The organism is Agrobacterium sp. 22-223-1 (assembly GCF_053522385.1).
Genome location: NZ_JBNWCN010000001.1, coordinates 1,444,634 through 1,461,392 on the forward strand (window position 1 = coordinate 1,444,634; position 16,759 = coordinate 1,461,392).

16 protein-coding genes are annotated in these 16,759 nt (G+C 59.8%); 13 read left to right on the plus strand and 3 right to left on the minus strand.

What is annotated here, in order from left to right; genetic code table 11:
• Positions 1-2: 2 nt before the first annotated feature.
• Entirely contained in the window at positions 3-806 is an 804-nt protein-coding gene (locus ACQZ60_RS07180; protein ID WP_035261124.1) for a hypothetical protein, read from the plus strand.
• Positions 807-872: 66 nt separating this feature from the next.
• Here the strand turns inward: ACQZ60_RS07180 and ACQZ60_RS07185 are convergent, their stop codons facing one another.
• Positions 873-1,529, minus strand: a complete 657-nt coding sequence (locus ACQZ60_RS07185; protein ID WP_035217366.1) for a peroxiredoxin — start codon at positions 1,527-1,529, stop codon at positions 873-875.
• Between the two features lie 245 nt (positions 1,530-1,774).
• Between ACQZ60_RS07185 and ACQZ60_RS07190 the strand changes: the two genes are divergently transcribed.
• Positions 1,775-2,986 carry an MFS transporter gene (locus ACQZ60_RS07190; protein ID WP_448734978.1) on the plus strand — a complete coding sequence of 404 codons (1,212 nt, stop codon included), beginning with the start codon at positions 1,775-1,777 and terminating at the stop codon, positions 2,984-2,986.
• A 106-nt stretch (positions 2,987-3,092) separates the two neighbouring features.
• Positions 3,093-3,743: a glutathione S-transferase family protein gene (locus tag ACQZ60_RS07195; protein WP_448734979.1), complete on the plus strand. Its 651-nt coding sequence runs from the start codon at positions 3,093-3,095 to the stop codon at positions 3,741-3,743.
• A gap of 42 nt (positions 3,744-3,785) precedes the next feature.
• On the opposite strand, the gene ACQZ60_RS07200 is transcribed toward ACQZ60_RS07195, so the two are convergent.
• Both ACQZ60_RS07200 and ACQZ60_RS07205 read right to left on the minus strand, forming a co-directional pair.
• Positions 3,786-4,223 (minus strand): GNAT family N-acetyltransferase, encoded by a 438-nt coding sequence (locus tag ACQZ60_RS07200; RefSeq protein WP_448734980.1) that lies wholly within the window; start codon positions 4,221-4,223, stop codon positions 3,786-3,788.
• A gap of 148 nt (positions 4,224-4,371) precedes the next feature.
• Positions 4,372-4,512, minus strand: a complete 141-nt coding sequence (locus ACQZ60_RS07205; RefSeq protein ID WP_080853169.1) for a DUF1127 domain-containing protein — start codon at positions 4,510-4,512, stop codon at positions 4,372-4,374.
• 298 nt (positions 4,513-4,810) lie between these two features.
• On the opposite strand from ACQZ60_RS07205, the gene ACQZ60_RS07210 reads away from it, so the two are divergent.
• The 10 genes from ACQZ60_RS07210 to ACQZ60_RS07255 all read left to right on the plus strand — a co-directional run bounded on the left by ACQZ60_RS07210 (position 4,811) and on the right by ACQZ60_RS07255 (position 16,748).
• Complete coding sequence (locus ACQZ60_RS07210) at positions 4,811-6,001, plus strand: ABC transporter substrate-binding protein (RefSeq protein WP_448734981.1); 1,191 nt, start codon at positions 4,811-4,813, stop codon at positions 5,999-6,001.
• Between the two features lie 21 nt (positions 6,002-6,022).
• Positions 6,023-6,895, plus strand: coding sequence for a branched-chain amino acid ABC transporter permease (locus ACQZ60_RS07215; protein WP_448734982.1), 873 nt, complete (start codon positions 6,023-6,025; stop codon positions 6,893-6,895).
• Positions 6,896-7,038: 143 nt separating this feature from the next.
• A complete protein-coding gene (locus ACQZ60_RS07220; protein ID WP_080817073.1) occupies positions 7,039-8,025 on the plus strand; it encodes a branched-chain amino acid ABC transporter permease in 987 nt (328 codons plus the stop codon).
• The gene (locus tag ACQZ60_RS07225) at positions 8,022-8,795 is read left to right on the plus strand and encodes an ABC transporter ATP-binding protein (RefSeq protein WP_080817072.1); all 774 of its coding nucleotides are present in this window, start codon (positions 8,022-8,024) and stop codon (positions 8,793-8,795) included. The genes ACQZ60_RS07220 and ACQZ60_RS07225 overlap by 4 nt, the downstream gene beginning before the upstream one ends.
• Positions 8,785-9,528 carry a branched-chain amino acid ABC transporter ATP-binding protein gene (locus tag ACQZ60_RS07230; protein WP_448734983.1) on the plus strand — a complete coding sequence of 248 codons (744 nt, stop codon included), beginning with the start codon at positions 8,785-8,787 and terminating at the stop codon, positions 9,526-9,528. Before ACQZ60_RS07225 ends, ACQZ60_RS07230 begins: the two co-directional genes overlap by 11 nt.
• Before the next feature lie 36 nt (positions 9,529-9,564).
• Positions 9,565-10,773, plus strand: coding sequence for an aspartate transaminase (locus tag ACQZ60_RS07235; RefSeq protein ID WP_448734984.1), 1,209 nt, complete (start codon positions 9,565-9,567; stop codon positions 10,771-10,773).
• A 321-nt stretch (positions 10,774-11,094) separates the two neighbouring features.
• Positions 11,095-12,033: a nitrogen assimilation transcriptional regulator NAC gene (nac, locus tag ACQZ60_RS07240; protein ID WP_059762552.1), complete on the plus strand. Its 939-nt coding sequence runs from the start codon at positions 11,095-11,097 to the stop codon at positions 12,031-12,033.
• Between the two features lie 146 nt (positions 12,034-12,179).
• Positions 12,180-14,243, plus strand: a complete 2,064-nt coding sequence (locus tag ACQZ60_RS07245; RefSeq protein ID WP_448734985.1) for a hydantoinase/oxoprolinase family protein — start codon at positions 12,180-12,182, stop codon at positions 14,241-14,243.
• 12 nt (positions 14,244-14,255) lie between these two features.
• Positions 14,256-15,932, plus strand: a complete 1,677-nt coding sequence (locus tag ACQZ60_RS07250) for a hydantoinase B/oxoprolinase family protein (protein ID WP_448734986.1) — start codon at positions 14,256-14,258, stop codon at positions 15,930-15,932.
• A 9-nt stretch (positions 15,933-15,941) separates the two neighbouring features.
• The gene (locus tag ACQZ60_RS07255) at positions 15,942-16,748 is read left to right on the plus strand and encodes an SDR family oxidoreductase (protein ID WP_448734987.1); all 807 of its coding nucleotides are present in this window, start codon (positions 15,942-15,944) and stop codon (positions 16,746-16,748) included.
• Positions 16,749-16,759: the final 11 nt, after the last annotated feature.

Below are 16,759 nucleotides of genomic sequence, written 5' to 3' on the forward strand. Positions count from 1 at the left end.
CAATGGCAAATGGCGACACTCAATTTTTCAAGGCGACACTCTATTTCGACAGCGAACCCACGATCTCTGATTTGACCCTGATAGAAGCGTGGGGCGAGGAGGGGTATGAATGTGAGCGGCTGAGCGAAAAGGGCGTGTTTGACGGCCTGCGCGGTTCGACCAGGGTTTTTGTCGGCACTCCCGAGCCGATGGTAGCGGCGCCGGTTGCGCCGGCCCAATATCCGGCCGTCGCAGAGGCCAGGGTCGACTGGTCAAAGACCTTTTGCGTCGATGCCAAAGCGGCATATGACGATTTTAGCCGCGCAACACATCAGTGCGAGTTCAAATTCCTCATCATGGCGGATGAGGACAATCCTGAAATAGCCCATAACGAGATCGCCTCAGCCCTGCTCGGCATTCATCAGGTTGCTCCCATGCAGGCCGTTGCATTGCATTATCTCGACATGATCGTCGGCCGCGCCAATCTCGATGATTATCTGAATTATGCAAACGGCCATCTGGACCAGCCGCAGCAAATGGCAACGATGCTGGCCTTCGGAACCTTCGTGATGGAGGAGGGGGAAAAGATCAGGGCCTGGACAACGGGTCTGGAACATTTCGGCCAGACGAATCTTCTTTTCGAAACCCCGGCCGGAGATGCGACGGAAGCGCTTCTCACCCTATTCGGCCTCGGGCATCTCGTCGTCAACGGGCGACGCTTCGCTGCCGGCGAAGCCATAACATCTTTCGACCTTCTTGCGTGTTTTACGCCCGCCGAACTCGATGCCCGGCCCATGCTGCGCGTCGTCAGGCAAGACGCCGGCTAGAGCCTGCTGTCGTACCTAAGGGAGAATGGGACGATGATGTTTCACCGCCCCATCGCAGGCTTCAAATCAGCCGGGCTGCTTGGTCTTGCGCAGATAGGGAAGAACCGTGTCGTAGGAACCGAAACGGGCGATCGCATCTTCGTTGGAGACGGCGGCGGTGATGATGACATCCTCGCCCTGCTTCCAGTTGGCCGGGGTCGCCACCTGATGTTTGGATGTGAGCTGGATGGAATCGATCGCGCGAAGAATTTCCTCGAAGTTGCGGCCGGTGGTCATGGGGTAGGTGAGAACCAGCTTGATCTTCTTGTCGGGACCGATGACGAAGACGGAGCGCACGGTGGCGTTGTCGGCAGGCGTGCGGCCTTCGGAACTGTCGCCCGCGCCGGCCGGCAGCATGTCATAGAGCTTGGCGACCTTCAGGTCCTTGTCGCCGATCAGCGGATAATCGACGTTGAAGCCTGTGGCCGTGCGAATATCGTTCTTCCATTTTTCATGGCTTTCGACCGGATCGACGGAAATACCGATGATCTTGACGCCACGCTTTTCGAATTCCGGCTGCAGGCCGCCCATCGCGCCGAGTTCCGTCGTGCAGACCGGCGTGAAGTTCTTCGGATGCGAAAACAGGACCGCCCAGCCGTCGCCGATCCAGTCGTGGAAACTCACCGGACCATGGGTGGTCTCGGCGGTGAAGTCGGGTGCTATATCGTTGATACGCAGGCTCATCTGATGTTTTCTCCCTAATGATTTGAACTAAAAACTGATGGTTCTCGGCAATCCGTGTCCGGCGCTGGAGCTTAGAGTTTTTGCATGAAATGGCCAGCCCTTTCATCGGGCTTCGGCGGTATTTGCTTCAGCCCCACAGAGATTTGATGGCGCTGATTTTCCCTGTTTGTCGCGGTTGCACGATATCCGCCCGGTTGATTGTTTCAGGAGGACATGATTATTCCAGAGACGATCGGGGGGCCATCATGACGACTTCTTCTACGCCTGTTTCTGCAACGGTTCGGGCACGCATTCCAGCGACGGTCTGGGTGCTCGGCATCGTTAGCCTTCTGATGGATATTTCTTCGGAAATGGTGCAGACGCTGCTGCCCTATTATCTCGTTTCCGGTCTCGGCGCTTCCGCGGTCACTGTCGGTTTCATCGAGGGCATGTCGGTTGCCATCGCCACCACGACCAAGCTGTTTTCCGGGATTATCGCGGACTGGACGAGGCGGCGGAAAATGCTCGCCGTGCTTGGATACGGTCTCGGCGCAATCTCGAAACTCGCTTTTCCCTTCGCCACCTCGCTTGGCTGGATCGTCGCCGCCAAGGCGGTGGACCGGGTCGGCAAGGGCATTCGCGGAACGCCGCGCGACGCCCTTATTGCCGATGTGACGCCGCCTGAAATTCGTGGCGCCGCGTTCGGGCTCAGAAAGTCGCTCGATACGGTGGGCGGCTTCATCGGGCCGCTGGCGGCCATCGGGCTGATGTTCGCGCTCAGCGAAAATGTACTCGCCATTTTCTGGATCGCGGTCATTCCCGCTTTCCTTGCGGTGTTCATCCTCATCGCCGGTGTGAAGGAACCGGATGCGCCCGCAAGACCGAAAGCCGAAAAGCCATTCCGGCTCGCCGATTTTGCGAAACTCAACCAGGCGGTCTGGATCGTCATCATCGCGGCGTCGCTCCTGACCTTCGCGCGTTTCAGTGAAGCATTCCTGTTGCTGAAATCCGAAGAGGCAGGCTTCCGGCCGGCATGGATACCGATCACGATGGTCATCATGCATGCCGTCTATGGCCTGACAGCCTATCCCGCCGGCCGGCTTTCGGACAGGATCGGCCGCTCAGGGATTATCGCGGCGAGTGTGGCCGTGCTTGTGGCCTCCTATCTGACGCTCGCTTTTGCCAATTCCATTCCGCTGTTCCTGTTCGGCATTCTTCTGTGGGGGCTGCATATGGGCCTGTCGCAGGGGCTGCTCGCAGCCCTGATTGCGGAAACGGCGCCGCCACATCTCAAGGGAACGGCCTTCGGCGTCTTCAATCTGATGACAGGTCTGGCGGTGCTGGTAGGCAATGTCATCGCCGGCTTGCTGTGGGACCTCCATGGTTCGTTCGTCACCTTCCTGGCGGGCGCCGCACTCTCTTTTACCGCATTACCGGTGTTGATCTGGGTGTCCCGTCGAAAACGCGCCGCCGCCTGAGCCTCTGCCGAAAACACGACGACGTTGTTTTCGCTCATCCCAGCGCATAGTGTGACGCAACGTCAGGCGACAGCATTCCGGGGATGGGGAGTGATGGAGAACAGCAATGACAGTCACCATTACCGCTTTTGAACGCTCGCCCGATGGCGGCAAGGGTCTCGCCCGCGACATGCGCGTCCGCTGGGCACTCGAAGAAGTGGGCCAGCCCTATGACGTTCGCCTTCTTTCCTTCAAGGCGATGCGGGAACCGGCGCATCTGGCGCTTCAACCCTTCGGGCAGATCCCGACCTATGAGGAGGGCGATCTCGTCCTGTTCGAATCCGGTGCGATCATATTCCATATAGCCGAACGCCATGCCGGCCTGTTGCCAGAGGATGCGAATGCGCGGGCGCGCGCGATCATGTGGATGTTCGCCGCGCTCAGCACCATGGAACCGCCCATTGTCGAGCATTTTGTCACCGGCTTTCTCGAAAGGGACAAAAGCTGGCACGGCGAGCGCCTGCAGATCGTCGATGAACGCATCCGCAAGCGGCTCGGCGAATTGTCCCGCCGACTGGGGGAGGCCGAATGGCTTGACGGCGCATTCAGCGCCGGTGATCTGTTGATGATATCGGTGCTGCAACGGATAAAAAGTTCGGGAATTCTCGATGAATATGCGAACCTCGCGGCCTATGTCGCCCGGGGTGAGGCGCGTCCCGCCTATAAACGCGCCTTTGCCGATCAGTTGGCGATTTTCAAAGCTGCATCGAACGGCTGAACCGCATCGACCGGAGAGACCCTCGCTGTGGACTGCCTGCGATCAAGCCGAGGTGCTGACGCGATAGGCCATTCCGAGCGACCGCGGCGCGGTCTCCTTGAAGCCGAATTTTTCGTATAGCCTGTTTGCCGGCACATCGGCGATCAGGCTGACATAGGCCGAAGCGGGAAGCTCGCTCTTCACGTGGCTCATCAGCGCCTCCATGACCGCCTTGCCCAAGCCCCGACCCTGATGGGCGGGATCGACGGCAATGTCCACGACCTGAAAAAAGCAGCCGCCATCGCCGATCAGCCGGCCCATGCCGATGGCGGAACCTGCATGCAGTACCAGCACGGAGAAGACCGTGCCCTGCAAACCCTTCTCCGCCGCCTCCCGTGAGAAGGGGCTTAGCCCGGCCACGGCGCGAAGGCGCAGATAGTCCTCGACAGACGGGATTGTCGCGACAATGGAATAGTCGGGGGAATAATCGGGGTGGTTCATTCGACTCTCCTCTTGGCCGCGCTCTGAAAGCGCCGCCCAATATGTGGAGAAGAGTTCTACAGGAGCTTTACCGATTCTGAGGCGCAATTTTCAGCGCCTGAAGATCGAGCTGCGCGCGGACGCCCATGAAGGCGGCCACTTTTGCCTGTTAGCGGCGGCCTTCCACGGCGGAACGGATATGCGAGCGGCTGACGCCGATGTCGGAAAGGCTTCTGTCATCAAGCGCGCTCAGTTCGGCCACGGCGCGACGGTTGCGGAAATAGTTTCGAACGGTTTCGTGAAGTTTCATTTTCATGGTTTCCAGTGATGAGATTGCATAAAATATGCCCATTCCGACGCGAAAAATACAGGCATTTGCCTGCATGGAAGACATGCAAAAATCGACACACGACGTCTGGATAGGGGGAAACGACTGCCGGCATAAGGAAACGCTATAGCGGCAGAAAGGACTTGTGTTGGCAAAATATCCGGCGATGAACCTACTCTGCCTGAAAGATTAGCATGACGTTAATCGACAAGAACCGCAAAAGCGGCAAAAGCTCGCCCGGCCAAAGCCGGAACAGATAAATCCGAAAAGGAGTGGGAACATGAAAAACGGTATTACTCGCAGACTTCTACTGGTTTCCGCAGCGGTCGCTCCGATCCTGAGCCTGTCGCCGGCGCTCTCCGCCTCCGCTTATGCGGCAGAGACGATAAGGCTCGGCCTCGTCGCACCGATGAGCGGACCGAATGCGCGCTACGGCGCTTTCTCCATGCACGGCGCGGAACTCGCGGTAAAGGACATCAACGCGGCTGGCGGCATCAACGGCCAGCAGATCGAACTTTTCAATGCCGACAGCCAGGGCACGCCGGTCGAAGGCGTTTCGGCCACCCGCCGCCTGATCGATCAGGACGAGGTGGATTTCCTCATCGGCGACGTCTCCAGCTCCGTGACGCTTGCGATGCAGCCTGTCGCCGAAGATGCCGAGGTTCTGCTGCTGAACGCCGCGTCCTCCAACCCGAAGATCACCTATCAGGCGGGCGTCGGCGGTTTCAAATGGACATTCCGCAACTATCCGACGGATGAGAACCGTGCGCTTGTCGTTGCGAAATACGCCGCCGAACAGCGTGGTTTCACCAAATTCGCCGTCCTGTCGGTCGATAGCGACTACGGCCGCTCCGCCATCACCTTCACCAAGAAATACCTGCCGGACTTCAAGGGCGAGATCCTCAGCGAGGATTATTACAAGGAGGGCGAGGTCGACTTCCGCAGCGTGCTGGCGAAGATCCGCGATAACGGCGCGCAGGCGATCATCATGTACGGTCTCGCCGACACGACGCCGATTGTCGCCCGTCAGATGCTGGAACTCGGACTTGCCGGCAAGGTTACACTGATCGGCAACGGTGAATTCAACACCGAAAAGACGATCAAATCCGCGCCGAAGGCCATGGAAGGCGCTGTTGAGGCCGCAGCCTGGCTGCCGCAGTTCGATAGTCCCGCCAGCAAGGCCTTCGTCGAGAAATTCACCGCCACCTACAAGGAAGCGCCGAACAACCATGCCTATGTGCATTGGGATACCGTCAACCTGCTCGCCCAGGCGATCAGGCAAGCCGGAAGCGCTGATCGCAATGCGGTCCGCGAAGCGCTCTCCAAGATCAAGTACAAGAGCCCGGTCGGCGAAGTGACCTTCGACGATCACAATCAGGCCCGCCTTCCGATGATCCTTCTGCAGATCGAGAACGGCAAGCCCAGCATCAAGGGCGCTTATACGGCGGAAATCCAGTACCCTGCGAACTGACAGACCGGGAGGGGTACAGCCATGTTCTCGACAATTCTCGAGCAAGTCGTAAACGGGATCGTCACCGGTTCCGTCTACGCGATCGTCGCCGTCGGCATGACCATGATTTTCGGGGTGCTGAGAGCCATCAACTTCGCTCATGGCGAATATTACATGCTCGGAACCTTCGGGGCGTGGTTCGCCATCGACTATCTCGGCCTGTCCTATGAGGCTTCGATCGTCGTCGGCGTTTTTTCCACCGTGGTCGTGGCCTATGTGGTCGGCCAGCTGGTGATGCGCAGAATGGTGGGGGCGCCGGCGGAGTCCGGCGTTCTCGCCACCCTCGGCATCGCGCTGATCCTGCAAAACACGATCATTTTCGTCTTCGGCGGCGGCTACAAGTTTTTCGCCGGCGGTTATATCGAGCCGATTTCCATTCTCGGCTTCACGCTGGCGCAGCAGCGCGTGCTCATTCTGGTCGTCTGCCTCATCGTCTTCGTCGGTCTGGAACTGATGGTGACCTATAGCCGTCTCGGCATGGCGATGCGGGCGGTCTCGCAGAATGTCGAATGTTGCGGCGTGGTCGGCATCGATGTGTCGCAGGTCGTGTTGCGCACCTTCATCCTGGGCGCCGCGCTTGCAGCACTTTCGGGCGTGCTGACAGCGCCGGTCAATGTCAGCGTCTATGGCGGCATGGGAGAACTCATCACCTTCAAGACCCTGCCGATCATCATCATGGGCGGCCTTGGCAATGTGCGCGGCACCTTCTTCGCGGCCATGATCCTCGGCATCGCCGAAAGCCTCGTCGCCACCTATGTCGGGCTGCAATTCCGCGACACGGTGGGCTTCGCAACGCTGATCCTGATGCTGATGTGGCGTCCGCACGGCCTGTTTTCGACGCAGGCGCGCTTTTAGAGCATTTCTAGGAAAAGTGGACCCGGTTTTCCGTCCGGAAATGCGGAAAAATAAAGAGTTAGAGCGCTTTGGCGTTTCGAAGAAAAGCCAAAACGCTCTGGAAGCCGCGCCCGCCGAATTTACTCGAATTTTGAGGACTCGACATGTCTCTCACAGACACCGTTCCCCAGGCACGCCGCCGCGATCTGCGCATTCCGCTCGCCGCCGTCCTGATCGTCGTAGCACTTGCCGCGCCCTTCATCGGCACGCGTTACGTTACCCACTCGCTCATTATCGCGCTCATCTTCATGCTGCCGGCGCATGGCCTCAACCTGCTCGTCGGCTATACCGGCCTGCTGTCGCTGGCGCAGGCGGCTTTCTTCGGCATTGGTGCCTATACCGCCGGTCTGCTGGCGGTTCACTATGAAACGCCGTTTTACGTGAACCTCATTGCCGCCGGCCTCGTCTCCGGCGCGCTCGCCCTGCCGCTCGGCATTCCGGCGCTGCGTCTGCGTTCAACGTCCTTCGTCATGTGTACGCTCGGTTTCGTCATCATCGGCCAGGCAATCGCCAAGAACTGGATTTCGCTGACCCGCGGCGACATGGGCCTTTCCGGCATCCCGAAGCCCTATTTCGAGCTTGGCCCGCTCTCTTTCACGGTTAGCGGAACCACCAGCTTCTATTATCTGGCTCTGGCCATCTGCGTGCTGGGAACGCTTGCCGCATGGGCAATCGTCCGCTCGCCGGCCGGCCGCAACATGGTCGCCATTCGCGAAAACGAAACGCTGGCGGAATCCCTTGGCGTACCCACATGGCGCTACAAGCTGATCGTTTTCATGCTGAGCGCCGTTTTTGCCGGGGTAGGGGGCAGCCTCTATGCTCACTATTTGACAGTGGTAAGCCCGCTGACCTTCCAGATGTATTATTCGACGACGATGCTGATCATCGTTCTTGGCGGTGGTGCTGGCATGATTTCGGGGACCGTCTTCGGTAGCCTGCTCTTCGTCGGTCTGACGGAGGCGCTGCGCGTCGCGCCAGAAGTGCGGATGATCGCCTATGGTTTCTGCCTTCTCGTTCTCGTCTTCTGGTTCAAAAAGGGCTTTGCTCCCCTGATCAATCGCTTCTGGAACGCGATCGGAGGCTCGAAATGACGGCTCATCTTCCCATCCTTGAGATAAAGAACCTCAGCAAGTCCTATGGCGCGGTGAAGGCGGTCAACGATGTCAGCATGCACATCAATCGCGGCGAGATCGCCGGGCTGATCGGGCCTAACGGCTCGGGAAAATCCACCTTCTTCGATTGCAGTACCGGGCTTGCCCGGCCGGATACCGGCAAGGTGATCCTTGACGGGCAGGACATTACCGGCTGGTCGCTCAATCGCATTGCCCGCGAAGGCCGCATGCTGCGGTCTTTCCAGAAGACTGTCACCTTCAAGGCGCTCGATGTGGAGGAGAACCTCATCATCGCCGGCCAGATGTTCACCTTTCCCTCGCTTCTGTCGACATTCGGCCTTGGCGGCATGTCGCGCCGCCGCGTGGCCGGGCTCCGAGAGCGGGCGCGCGAGTTGATCAAGATGGCGGGCCTCTGGGACGTTCGCCACCAGCCCGCCGGCAATCTGTCCGGCGGTCAGCAGAAACTGATCCAGTTCGCTTCCATGCTGATGCCGGAGCCGAAGCTTATCCTGCTCGATGAACCGATGGCGGGCATCAATCCGAAGATCATCGAGCGCGTGGTGGAGACGATCCAATATGCGAATAAATCGCTCGGCGTCAGCTTCCTCGTCATCGAACATAATATCGATGTCGTCACCAGCATCTGCCAGCGTGTGGTCGTGCTCGATCAGGGAACGAAACTGGTCGAGGGACTGCCGCATGACATCATTCAGGACCAGCGTGTGAGGGAGGCCTATCTTGGCGGCTGACAGCAATCTTTCCATCAAAGGCCTGCGCGCGGGTTACGGCAATCTCGATATCCTGAACGGCGTCGATCTGGATGTGCCGGCCGGGCAGTTCGTGGCCCTCATGGGGCCGAACGGTGCGGGCAAATCGACCCTGCTCAAGACGCTCTACGGCATGACGACCATCAAGGAAGGCGGCATCGACTGGCGTGGCAAAAATATCGCCGGATTGTCGTCGCGCGCCATTCTGGGGGAGGGCATATCCTTCGTACCGCAGGGCCGTTGCAACTTCCCGGTCATGACCGTCGATGAAAACCTGCAAATGGCCGCCTATACCATTCGCGATGCAAAGGTGAAGGCGGACCGGGATTATGTCTATGACCTTTTCCCGATCCTGAAGACACGGCGCTCGACGCTCGCAGGCAATATGTCGGGCGGCGAGCAGCAATTGCTCGAAGTGGCGATGGCGGTTCTGCAGCGGCCGAAGGTGCTGCTGGTGGATGAGCCCTCGGTTGGTCTCTCACCCGCCGCAATCGGCATCGTGTTCGACGAGCTGTTGCGCCTGCATGCGAACGGCATGACCATCCTGCTGGTCGAGCAGAACACCAAAAAGGCCATGGAGGTGGCCGAGCGCGCCGTCATTCTCCGCCTCGGCAAGGTGATCTGGGATGGCACGCCGGCGGAGATCACCCATGATGAACTTGGCGAATTGTTCCTGACCGGAAAGATGCGTGGCGAACTCGAAGCCGCGCACTGACAGGTCCAAAGCTTTAAATTGAGACGAGGAAAGACCATGAGCACTTTCGTGCCAGCATCGCGCGTGTCGAAAATTAAGGTTTCGCCGAGCACGGCGGCGGCGGCCCGCGCCCGCGAATTGAAGGCCGCCGGCCGCGACATCGCCGACCTGACGGTGGGCGAGCCGGATTTCGATACGCCGCAAGCCGTCAAGACGGCGGCGCATGCCGCCATCGATCGGGGGGAGACCAAATACACAGCAGTTAACGGCACGCCGGCGCTTCGCAAGGCGATCATCGGCGACTTCCAGAAACGTCTCGGCATCACCTACGGCGATAACGAAATCTGCGTCGGCGGCGGCGCCAAGCAGATCCTGTTCCTGGCGCTGATGGCAAGCGTGGAGAATGGTGCGGAAGTCATTATTCCGGCTCCCTACTGGGTGTCTTATCCCGATATGGTCATTGCCAATGACGGCATGCCCGTCATCGTCGCATGCCCGGAGGAAACCGGGTTCAAACTGACGGCCGAAGCGCTGGAAGCGGCGATCACCCCGAAGACGCTGTGGCTGATCCTCAACGCCCCCTCGAACCCGACGGGTGCTGCCTATAGCGAAGCGGAACTGAAGGCGCTGGGCGACGTCTTGCTGCGCCATCCGCATGTCATGGTCCTATCCGACGATATTTACGATCAGGTCTGGTTCAGAAACGAGCCGATGAAAACCCTCGTTGCCGTCGTTCCGGAACTGAAGGACCGTGTGCTTCTGACCAACGGCGTTTCAAAATCCTATGCAATGACGGGATGGCGGATCGGTTACGGGGCAGGGCCGGCAGCACTCGTCGCCGCCATCAACAAGTTGCAGTCACAAATGTCATCCTGCCCGTCCTCGGTCAGCCAGGCCGCCGCAGCCCACGCGCTTTCCGGCGATCAGACATTCGTGACGGAAAGCGTTGCGGTCTATAAACAGCGGCGCGACTACGCCTGCGCGCGCCTGAACGCGATCCCCGGCCTTTCCTGCATGGTGCCGGATGGCGCCTTCTACCTCTATCCGAGCTGCGCCGGGGTGATCGGCAAAACGACCGCGGATGGCAAGGTGATCGAAAACGATCTCGACTTCGTTCTTTATCTCCTCGACAGCGTCGGCGTGGCGGCTCTTCAGGGCGCTGCCTATGGCCTTTCGCCCTATTTCCGCATTTCCTTCGCCACCTCCATGGAAGTGCTGGAGGATGCATGCGACCGCATCGAGCGTGCGGTGGCGGCCCTGCGGTAAGACAGACCGCTCGGCCCAAAGGAGGCTTTTTGCCGTCCGCTCACCGTCCCTCATCCCTGTGCTTGTCACAGGGATCCAGCCAGCCCAAGTCCTTGGGCTGAGAGGACTCTTCCCGCCGCGCAGACGCGCGTCGGCTGGATTCCTGTGACAAGCACAGGAATGAGGGTGCGAAAATGCCCGATTACATAAAGCACTTGTGTCGTCTACAGTGTTCGGGACATGTGAAACGCTCTATCCCATTGAAATTACGCGCCGTCCTTGCAGAAATCCATTCCTGTTTCCGCCCCGATGCGCTAGGATTTCCCCAAAAAGTGGGGACCGATGAGCGTCGATTTCAAAAAACTCAAGAGCTTCGTCAAGATCGTCGATACCGGCAGCGTTTCGCGTGCCGCCGGCATTCTTCGCGTGGCGCAGCCGGCGCTATCGCAGCAGATCGCGTCCCTGGAACAGCACTTCAAGCACCAGCTGCTGTTGCGCAGCAATGTCGGCATCGCGCCGACCGAGGCCGGGTTGATCCTCTATCGCCATGCGCAGATCATGCTGAAGCAGATCGAGCAGGCGCAGACCGATATCGACCGCTCGGCCCGCTCGGTCTCCGGCCGCGTCTCCATCGGGCTCGCGACCTATTCCTCCTCCAGCGCGCTGTCCCTGCCGCTCATCAAGGAGATGAGGGCGCGGTTTCCCGCCATCACGGTCCATATCAACGACAGTTTCGGCCATATCCTCAGCGAGCTGATCATGACCGGCAAGATGGATATGGCGCTGATCTACACCTCCGATCCCATCAAGGGCGTGACGCTGGAGCCGTTGTTCCGGGAAGAAATGTTCCTCGTCTCGCCCGCCGATATGAAACTGCCGGCCGAACCCGGTCAGCCGCTTCCGCTCTCGGCGCTGGATGGCCACGCGATGCTGCTGCCGAGCAAAGCGCATTTTCTTCGCCGGCTCATCGATGAAGGTCTTGCCCGAGCCAGGGCGCGACCGGAGGTCATTTCAGAACTGGAATCCGTGCCTGCTTTGAGCGCTGCGGTACTGGACGGTCTCGGCTCAACGATCCTGCCAGCCTCGGTGGTTCTGGAAACCCCGAGCTTCAGCGGCGCGCAGCTACATCCCCTCACAACACCTGTCATCGATGCAACAGTGTCGCTCTGCGTCTCCGATCATATGCCGCTTTCCGAGCCGGCTCTGGCGGCGCGTTCCGTGCTTCTCGAGATCGTCACCAAGCTCAAGAGCGGCCACCACCCCGGCATTCGCGCCATCTGAATTCGCTATAAGCAAACCCTATGGCGGCAGACCGAGGTTGTGTTGGTAAAGGCCCGCCGAACGTTTCAAATTTTCCATCAGTGAACGGATTCAAATTTGGGTCCACAAGGCAGCCGGAGAGGCTGCATGGTCGCTCGAGGGAAACAATGGCAAAACTGGCTTTCGATACTGGCGGTACCTTTACCGATTTCGCGCTTCTGGACGACAGCGGCGAACTTCACCTCCATAAAGTCCTGAGCACGCCGAAAAATCCGGCCGAAGCCGTTGTTCAGGGCGTGTCGGAGCTGCTCGAAAAGCATGCGGACGCGATTGCGATCGAGAACCTGCAGGTGCTTGGCGCAACCACCGTCGTCACCAATGCCGTGCTGGAGCGCAAGGGCGTTGAAACCGGCTTCGTCACCACCGACGGTTTTCAGGACATGCTGCGCATCCGCAACGAGGGGCGTTACGATCTCTATGATCTGAACATCAAATATCCCGATCCGCTGGTCACCCGCGCCAACAGTTTTGGCGCCGAAGAACGCATCGCCGCCGACGGCGAGGTAATGACGGAACTCAAGGAAGATACCGTTCGCGAGATTGCCGGACGGCTGAAGGAAAAAGGCATCCGCTCGGTGGCGGTCTGCCTGCTGCACGCTTACAAATATCCGCAGCATGAGCAGCGCGTCGCCGCCCTTCTGCGCGAGGAAGACCCGGATATCTTCGTGTCGCTGTCTTCCGAGGTCTGCCCGGAAATGCGCGAATTCGACCGCGCCTCGACAACGGTGGTCAACGCCTATACCCGCCCGCAAATGTCCGGCCACGTCGCCCATCTGCAGCGGGAATTTGCTGAGAAGGGCATCGACCGGCAGGTGCTGTGGATGACCTCTTCGGGCGGTCTTGTGCCGAGCCGTCGCGCCGCCGAACTTCCCGTTCGCCTGATCGAATCCGGCCCAGCCGCAGGTGCTGTCGCCGCCGCCGAATTCGGCCGCACGGCGGGCGAAGCAAGCGTTCTTTCCTTCGACATGGGCGGCACCACCGCCAAGCTCTGCCTCATTCCCGATGGCGAACCGAATGTCGGCACCGATCTCGAAGTCGCGCATTACCAGCGCTTCCGCAAGGGATCCGGTTTTCCTCTGAAAATTCAGTCGATCCAGATGATCGAGATTGGCGCCGGCGGCGGTTCCATCGCCGCGAAGAACCCGCTCGGTCTTCTCGATGTCGGCCCGCATTCCGCTGGCGCCATGCCGGGTCCGGCGGCCTATCAGCGCGGCGGAACCGAACCGACGGTGACCGACGCCGATATTCTGCTCGGTTACATGGGAACGGAATCCTTCGTCGGCGGCTCGTTCAAGGTGTCGAAGGACGCCGCCCACGGGGCGATGTCCAAACTGGCCACTTCTCTCGATGTGTCTGTCGAGCGCTGCGCCTGGGGCATCCATGATCTCGTCAATGAATCCATGAGCAAGGCCGCTGCCATGCATGCGACCGATCTCGGCGTCGATCCACGCTCTTTACCGATGGTGGCCTTCGGCGGAGCAGGCCCAGTGCACGCCTACGGCATCGCCCGCAAGCTCGGCATTTCGCGCATCATCTGCCCGACCGGCGCGGGCGTCAGCTCCGCCATCGGCCTGCTGATCGCGCCGGTCGCCGTCGATCTCTCCGCAAGCCATCCGATGGCGCTCGACGCCTGGGATATCGATGCGATGAACCGCCTGCTCGATGATCTTTCCGCCCAGGGCGCGGAAGTCGTTGCGGCCGCCGGCGTTCCGAAGGAGACGATCACCAATCGCTATACCGTGGATATGCGCCATGTGGGGCAGGGACACGAGATTACGGTGGTACTGCCCGACCGCAGCCTGCCGAAAGACCTTTTCCTTGAAGAGTTGCGCGGCAGTTTCTTCAAGCTCTATCGCGAATTGTTTGGCCGCACGGTGGCCGCACCGCTGGAAGTCATCACCTGGCGTCTGCGCGCCAGCGGCGAGAAGGATCAGGTCACCCGGCCGCATGAAACCGTCGTCGCCGAAGCCCGCAAAGGCAGCCGGCAGGTCTATTTTCAGGAGGCGGGCGGCTATGTCGAGACCTCGGTTTACGACCATTACAAGCTGCCGGTCGGCCACGAGGTGAAGGGGCCTGCCATTGTGGAACAGCGTGAATCGACGGCCGTTGTCGGGCCGAGCGGCGTCTTCCATGTCGATGCCCACGGCAATCTCGTGATCAACATTCTCTAAGGGGGCAGTCAGATGTCGAAACCCGCAACCGATTTCAACGATCCGATCAACCTTCAGGTCATGTGGAACCGCCTGATCTTCATCGCGGATCAGGCCGATAACGTGCTCGGCAAGACGGCGTTTTCGCCGATCGTGCGTGAGAACCATGATTACGTTACGGTACTTCTCGACAGTAAGGGCAGGGCGCTGGCGCAATGCACCTGGTCGATCCCGGTTTTCATCACCTCGCTGCCCGCGGCGGCACAGAAATATTTCCTGCCGAAGTTTCCAGTCGAGATGCTGGAAGAGGGCGACGTTCTCGCGACCAACGATCCGGAAATCGGAACCGGCCATCTGCCTGACGTGACGATGATCACGCCGATCTTCAAGAATGGCAAGGTCGTCGCCTATGCGGGATCCATCGCCCATCTTCCCGATATCGGCGGCGCGCCGCTGCATTCGGAAGCCAGCGACATTTTCGCGGAAGGTATCCGTTTTCCCATCGTCAAGCTGCTCAAGGCCGGCGTTCCGAACGAGGATGTGTTCGATATCATCGCAGCCTCCGTCCGCCTTCCCACGGAAGTGCGCGGCGATCTGGAATCGATGATCGCCGCCAACAATGTCATGGGCCGCGAACTGGTCAAATTCCTCGATGAATACGGGCTTGACGATGTCGATGGGCTGGCGGACGCCATCCACACCCGGTCGGAGGCGCAGACGCGCAAGGCGATCCGCGAATGGCCGAACGGCACCTATTCCGCCGAAGTCCTGCTCGACGGCTACGATGTCGACGTCAAACTCAAAGCCTCGGTGATCGTCAGGGACGATTCCATTCATGTGGATTATACCGGCACCTCGGATCAGGTCCTGCACTCGATCAACTGCCGCACGAACTATCGTTACGCCCATTCGGTCTACGCGTTGAAATGCCTGCTCGATGCCGAAACGCCCAATAATGAGGGCTGCATCGTCCCAATCACCGACGAGGCGCCGCTCGGCTGCATTCTCAATCCGCAGAAATGGACGGCGGGCAATTCGCGCAATCTCATCGGTCACGTCATTCCTTCGCTCATCTTCAAGGCGCTGGAAGGCATCGTGCCGGAAAAGGTTCTGGGCGATAGCGGCGGCGCGCCGATCTGGGCGGCCAATTGCGTCGGCCAGCGTAACGATGGCACGCAATATGGTTCCGTGCAGAATTTCCATGGCGGGCAGGGCGCACGCGCCGAATTCGACGGGCTGGATACGCTGAGCTTCCCCTCCAACTGCAAGGTCACGGCCATCGAAATGTTCGAGGTCGCCGTTCCGGTGCTGACGGAACGCAAGGAGCTGATCGCCGATTCCGGTGGTGCCGGCAAACATCGCGGCGGCCTTGGCCAGCGCGTCGTTCTGCGCAATCTAGGCAAGAACCCGATGAACATCTATCTGGCATCGGAACGCGTCCGCCACCCCTGCTTCGGCGTGGTGGAAGGCCAGTGCGGGTCCGCCGGCAAGGTAATGAAGCAGGGCAAGTCGCATTTCCCCAAGGGCAAGGTCGTTCTTCAGACCGGCGAACGTCTGGAAGTTCAGACACCCGGCGGTGGCGGCTGGGGCAGGGCCAGCGAGCGTTCGCGCGCGCTGATCGAACAGGATATTTCCGAAGGTCTGGTCACCGCCAAGGCGGCGAAAGAAATCTTCGGCTATTCTGGCGCCATTGCCGCCGCAGCCGAATAGGAGATGAGAATGGGACTGCTGAACGGAAAAATTGCGCTGGTAACCGGCGCCGGTTCAGGCATCGGCCGCGAAACCGCAATTTTGCTGGCGAAAGAAGGGGCGACGGTCGTTCTGACCGGACGCCGCCTCGATCCGCTGCGCGAGGTCGTGGAACTGATCGAGAAAAAGAAGGGCAAGGCCATCGCTCGCACGCTCGATATCGCTTCGCGTGAGGCGATCTTCGACACGGTGAAGTCGATCGGTGAGGTCGTCGGTCCCGTCGATATTCTGGTCAACAATGCCGGTTCCGCCAGCAAGGTGCTCAACGCCCGCTTCATCGGCGAGGAGGAGTGGAATGCCACCATCAATGTCAATCTGACGGCCGTGTTCAACCTGACACAGGCGGTGCTGCCGGAAATGATCGCAAAGGGTGAGGGCACCATCATCACCGTCTCCTCGCTCGCCGCCCTCAATCCCAATCTTCTGGGCGGCGTGGCCTATGGTGCGGCCAAGGCGGGCGTGAAGAACTTCATGACCTTCCTGCACAATACCTATCGCAACCAGGGTATCCGCGCGACGACCATCCTGCCGGGCGAGACCGATACGCCGATCATGAACAACCGCGCGCGCCCGCCCCTGAAGGAAGAACGAGCGGTGATGATGGACCCGCATGACGTCGCCCGCGCCATCGCACTTTGCGCAACGCTGGGCAAAAGTGCTGTCATTCCGGAACTGCACATCTGCCCGACCCATATGCGTGACACGTCGAAGGATATCGATGTCGCACGCTGGGTAGGGGCGCCGGACGACACGCCGGATATGCCGAAAAAGAACTAGGGAGAGATTTC

Bases quoted from the DNA above. Each gene is read 5' to 3' on its own strand.
- ACQZ60_RS07180 (WP_035261124.1), top strand. From the start codon at position 3: ATGGCAAATGGCGACACTCAATTTTTCAAGGCGACACTCTATTTCGAC.
- ACQZ60_RS07185 (WP_035217366.1), bottom strand. From the start codon at position 1,529: ATGAGCCTGCGTATCAACGATATAGCACCCGACTTCACCGCCGAGACC.
- ACQZ60_RS07190 (WP_448734978.1), top strand. From the start codon at position 1,775: ATGACGACTTCTTCTACGCCTGTTTCTGCAACGGTTCGGGCACGCATT.
- ACQZ60_RS07195 (WP_448734979.1), top strand. From the start codon at position 3,093: ATGACAGTCACCATTACCGCTTTTGAACGCTCGCCCGATGGCGGCAAG.
- ACQZ60_RS07200 (WP_448734980.1), bottom strand. From the start codon at position 4,223: ATGAACCACCCCGATTATTCCCCCGACTATTCCATTGTCGCGACAATC.
- ACQZ60_RS07205 (WP_080853169.1), bottom strand. From the start codon at position 4,512: ATGAAACTTCACGAAACCGTTCGAAACTATTTCCGCAACCGTCGCGCC.
- ACQZ60_RS07210 (WP_448734981.1), top strand. From the start codon at position 4,811: ATGAAAAACGGTATTACTCGCAGACTTCTACTGGTTTCCGCAGCGGTC.
- ACQZ60_RS07215 (WP_448734982.1), top strand. From the start codon at position 6,023: ATGTTCTCGACAATTCTCGAGCAAGTCGTAAACGGGATCGTCACCGGT.
- ACQZ60_RS07220 (WP_080817073.1), top strand. From the start codon at position 7,039: ATGTCTCTCACAGACACCGTTCCCCAGGCACGCCGCCGCGATCTGCGC.
- ACQZ60_RS07225 (WP_080817072.1), top strand. From the start codon at position 8,022: ATGACGGCTCATCTTCCCATCCTTGAGATAAAGAACCTCAGCAAGTCC.
- ACQZ60_RS07235 (WP_448734984.1), top strand. From the start codon at position 9,565: ATGAGCACTTTCGTGCCAGCATCGCGCGTGTCGAAAATTAAGGTTTCG.
- nac (WP_059762552.1), top strand. From the start codon at position 11,095: ATGAGCGTCGATTTCAAAAAACTCAAGAGCTTCGTCAAGATCGTCGAT.
- ACQZ60_RS07245 (WP_448734985.1), top strand. From the start codon at position 12,180: ATGGCAAAACTGGCTTTCGATACTGGCGGTACCTTTACCGATTTCGCG.
- ACQZ60_RS07250 (WP_448734986.1), top strand. From the start codon at position 14,256: ATGTCGAAACCCGCAACCGATTTCAACGATCCGATCAACCTTCAGGTC.
- ACQZ60_RS07255 (WP_448734987.1), top strand. From the start codon at position 15,942: ATGGGACTGCTGAACGGAAAAATTGCGCTGGTAACCGGCGCCGGTTCA.